The following is a 5,052-nucleotide window of genomic DNA, read 5'->3' as shown; positions in this document are numbered from 1 at the left end:
CCATTCTGGAATATGTCCCCCTGAAGTCCGACGAGGAGCGGTTCACCGCGGCAAAGGAAGCCGGACTCCTTCTCGACCTCTCCAAGGAGTGGGACGTGGTCCATGCGGCATTCACGGGAGGGTCGCAGGACACCCATGAAGCCGGATATCAGCCCGTTCTCGGTGGCGCGTTCCTGGGGCGTACCGAGACGGAGGTCCTGGTCGTCCTGCGCCCCGACGACGTGCGCAGCGTCTCGGACCACCTCGCCTCCCTCGATCCCGAGCGCCGGGTGAACGACAGCCTCAGCGCGATGGAGTCGGCGTTCGGAGACGAGATCGGGGAGAGGTTCGCGCACTATCTGACGACCGTCCTCCGTGACGTCGCGTCGTACTACAAGGAAGCCGCCGCGAACGGCGATGCCGTGGTGAAGATCGCGTATTCCTGAGCGCGACGCCCTTCCGGCCTGAACAGCGGCCGATGAGGTCGCCCACCAGGCAGGAGGCCGACCTCCTCGGTCCCCCGACGGCCGGCAGGAGCCGGCCAAGGGGACCGCGGAGGGTCGCGTTCATCCCGCCCCAAGGCGCCACAACGAGGTGACCTCCCCAGCACGGGCCCTGTGCAGAGGGTCCGAGGGGTTCGACGCACGCCCATGGCGCCGTTTCGTGACGGCTCGGGAGAGGACGCGCGGGGATCTCCACTCCCCTCCTGCGCCACCCGTACGCGCCGATCACCCCCAGCAGCTCCCGCAGCGAGCCGACGCCGGGCCCTTCGCACGGTCCGTACACCTGGAGGCACGCCTCGCGAATCTGTGGCGCGCGCCGCAAGGGGATCGTCCAGTCTCCTTCGTACGGAATGAGCAGCCTGCGTCGTCCGAGACCCGCCCCACAACCTGTGCCGTCACCGATCATCAGCTCCTTCGAGCTCCGATCCTCGGCGCAGACCAGCCAGAACGCACGTCCCGGAAGGGATTCTTCGCGGTCCCTTGACACCGCGGACGCAGCGTTTGGCCCCCACACCACCCCACGCGAGACTCAGCTCGTCCATCGGTCGCGGGCTCTCCGGTGAATGCATTCGGTTCAGAACCGGGCGGTTCATGCCTATCGCGACGCCGATGGGCGAACCAGCCGATGAATCGACTTCCATCACCATGGGCTCTTGCACGCAACTGGCCCGAAAAGTGCGGTCGGTTGACACACCATCACCGCCGTGCCCAATAATCCCGACCGCTGGTGCCAGGTGGGAGCAAGCGCGTCCCAGCCGAACCGCATCAGCGCGCCCTCATTCCCACACACGGGACGAGCGCAACGAAAGGGATGGACTTGAAAGTAAGATATGGGAGATTCGTCTCCTGCCTCGCCGTGTCCGCGCTGGCGAGCAGCACATTGCCACAAGTTGCCTACGCAGCGCAGGTTTCGCAGGGCGACGAAAAGGGAATTGCCGAAGTCTTCAGCGGTTGGTTCTCGGGCGACGAGAAAGAAACCGGCGCCCAGGAACCGCAGACCGGTGGTGCCCCGGTGCTGCCGTCCCGGGAGAAGCTGCCGAAGGGCAAGGCGGCGCCGAAGGCGAAGCGTGTCGCTGAGCTGACCGGGAAGCGGACGGCGAACGCCCGCTACTGGCAGCTGTCCGACGGCCGTGTGCAGGCCGAGGTGTCGGCCGTGCCGACCGGGTACCGGGCGGGGAAGTCCTGGAAGGGCATCGACCCGACGGTCGTTCCGTCCGATGCCCAGGGTTTCGCTTTCGCCAACACGACCAATGCCGCTTCCAGTTGGTTCGGCTCGGACGCCGAGCGGCTGCTGCGATTCCAGGCCGGTGGTCACGCGGTGACGCTCGGGCTGAAGAGTGCGGGCACGCTCGCGCCGGTGGCCAAGGGCGACACGGTCACGTACAAGGACGCGGTGTCCGGTGCGGATCTGTCCTACCAAGTCGGCCCGGGGCGGGTGAAGGAGAACATCGTCCTGGACGCGAAGCCGTCCGGTCCGGTGTCCTTCACCTTCACGCTGGACGCCGGCGGGTTAACGCCGAAGCAGAACAAGGACGGCTCCGTCTCCTTCTTCGGTGAAGGGGCCGATCCGCTTCTGGTGATACCGGCCGCGTTCATGACGGACGCGAAGAAGGACGCCAAGGCGCCTTACGGCTCGGGCTACACCTCGGCTGTGCAGCAGAAGCTGACGAGGGCGGGCAAGAGCTGGACGCTGACGGTCACGCCGGACGCGAAGTGGCTGGCCGCCCCCGAGCGGCAGTACCCCGTCACCATCGATCCGACGATCTCGATCGCTCCGACGCCGACGACGGCGCAGGACGTGATGATCTCCTCGGACGGTCCGACGACGAACTACAAGGACAACTGGCGTCTGTCCGTCGGCAACACGAGCACCGGTGCTTCGCGTGCGCTGATCCGCTTCCCCATCACGGGCGTTCCGGCAGGGACGAAGCTGGACTCGGCTGATCTGAAGCTGTGGTTCGACCAGTACCACACCACGGGCGACTCCGAAGTCCAGCTGGAGGCGCACCGCGCCACGCAGGCCTGGTCGGAGGACACCGCCACCTGGAACAGCGCGAACACGTTCACCGGTGAGCTGTCCGGCACCGCCGTCGTCGTCGACAACGGTGAGGCGGGTCGTACGGCTGCGGTGGGTTCGTGGCCGGCGTCGGGGAACACGGCGTACACGCAGTACGCGGTGAACCAGACGTACATGTACAACAAGGATTCGGTCGCGGGTGACACGTACACCTGGCAGCCGAGTCTTCCCGAGGACGGCGTCTACCAGGTCGAGACGCACAACGTCCCGGCCTCCGATCGTGCGACGAACGCGCCGTTCACCGTCACCTACGACGGCGGGAGCAAGGCCTACACCGTCAACCAGCAGGCCGGTACGGCCGGTGTCTGGAAGACGCTGGGCAACCATCCCTTCAAGGCCGGCACCCTCGGCAAGATCGTTCTTGGTGACGGGCCTGCCTCCACCACCACCTCCGTGATCGCCGATGCGGTGCGGTTCACCAAGGGTGGTGTGGTCACCAAGCAGCCCGGTGAGCTGAACACCTGGCACACCTTCCCCGTCACCAAGACCGTGCAGTCCTGGATCGACGGTACGAACGTCAACAACGGTTTCGTGATCAAGGCCGGTGACGAGTCCGCGAACGGCCCCAAGGGCGGTCCGCGCTACGAGGGCTCGGAGTTCGGGTACGGCGGCGAGACCGCCAACTACCCTCGTCTCGTCCTCACCTTCGGCCGTCAGGGCGTCGACCTCTCCGCCCCGACCACCATCCACGACACCGGCGCCGAGCTGAACTGGTCCACGTACCAGGACAAGGACCCCGTCGGTACCGGCGACGACCTCGTCGAGTACCAGGTCCACCGTTCGGTCAGCCAGACCTTCACCCCCTCCGCCGCCACTCTCGTGGCGCCGGTCGCGCCGGGTACGACGTCGTTCACGGACACCTCCGCGACGCCGACGAAGGCCGACGACCCCGACCCGTACGGCCGCGCCTACTACTACATGGTCGCGGTCAAGACGAAGGACGGACAGGTCGTCGCCGCCCCCACCCAGCTCGTACGCCTGCCCAAGGCCGGCCGTACGACGAAGGTGTACGCCGCGACCCAGGACACCACCCTGTCCTCGACGCAGTCCACGCTCCCGCACGACACCATCGACGACTCCGGTCCCAAGAACTGGCTGTCGGTGGGCAACAACTCCGCCACCTACGGCGACACCCGCGCACTGCTGAAGTTCCCGGCCCTCGGCATCCCCGCCACCGCCCGGGTCCTGGACGCCAACGTGCGCCTGTGGTCCACCCAGACCGCCCAGGACACCACCGGCGCCCTGTACGAGCTGCGCCCGCTGACGCGTGACTTCGACGAGGCCGCCGCCACCTGGGTCAAGGCCGACAGCGCCACGAACTGGACGGCCGCCGGCGGTGACTTCGGCGCCGTGACGGCCGACACCGGCGCGATGACCAACGACCCGGCCCGTCACGACTGGAACGTCACCTCCCTCGCCCAGTCCTGGGTGACCACCCCGGCGTCCCAGAAGGGCGTCGTCCTGAAGATGGCCGACGAGGCCGCCTCGCAGGAGCGGACCCTGTTCCTGTCCTCCGAGGGCACCGAGCCGCGTCTCGCGCCGCGGATCGTGGTCACGTACATCGACTCCACCACCGAGTCGACGTACTACGCGCCGCAGACCCCGGCCCGTATGACGCCGAACAGTGACTACACGGTCGACTTCAACCTCACCAACACCACCGCGTCCACCTGGACCTCTGCCGACAACGTCCTGACCTACAAGTGGGCGCTGCCCGACGGTACGGACGTGACCACCGGTGGCAACCAGGTGCAGACGGCGCTGCCGTCGAACGTCGCCCCGGGCGGCTCGGTCAGCCTGCAGGCGCAGGTCAAGACCCCGATCAACTCGGACAACGGCAACAAGCGCACCGACTACGTCCTGACCTGGGACGTCTACAACAAGACGACGGGCGCCTGGATCTCGGGAACCTCCGGCATCCCCGGACTCGCCCAGAACGTGGCCGTCGAGGACCCCACCTCCAACAGCCTCGGCCTGGAGAAGTTCTACGGCTACACCGGCAAGAACACCGGCGCCGGCTCGACCCTGATGAACAACACGGCGGCCGGCAACAGCGTCTGGCAGTACAACGCGTTCACCAACCCCGGCCGCGGCATCACGACCTTCGTCCGCTTCGCCTACAACAGCCTGGACACCTCCGACACGGTCCTCGGCCACGGCTGGTCCGCCCAGGTCTCCGGTCCGGTCCGGCTCGGCGCGCCGCTGGAGTTCCACCCCAAGCCGAACCCGACCGAGATCCGTCTCCCGGACGGTGACGGCACCACGCACGTCTTCCGCTGGGACTCGGCCACGAGCTCCTGGAAGGCCCCCGCGGGCGTCCACTTCAAGCTGACGGCCAAGCCGGGTCTGGACTGCACTCCGCTGAAGGACCCGGTCCCGGACGCCTGGACGCTGACGCGTCCGGACGGCACGCGCTTCGTGTTCGGCTGCGACGGCTACCTGACCTCCACGGTGGACAAGAACGGCAACACGCAGACGTTCACCTACGAAGAG

Annotated in this window: 2 protein-coding genes; both read left to right on the top strand. The window is 67.4% G+C overall.

From position 1 onward, the window contains the following. A partial coding sequence (locus tag ACWGN5_RS41660) for a DUF1877 family protein (protein WP_453524211.1) occupies window positions 1–425 on the top strand: 425 nt, incomplete at its 5' end. Window positions 426–1,293: 868 nt separating this feature from the next. Continuing rightward, the coding region (locus ACWGN5_RS41655; RefSeq protein ID WP_453524208.1) for a DNRLRE domain-containing protein at window positions 1,294–5,052 on the top strand (3,759 nt) is incomplete at its 3' end.

The sequence above is a fragment of the Streptomyces sp. NPDC055815 genome (assembly GCF_053616475.1).
Note: the sequence above shows the minus strand (reverse complement) of the source record. Positions and strands in the feature narration are given on the sequence as shown.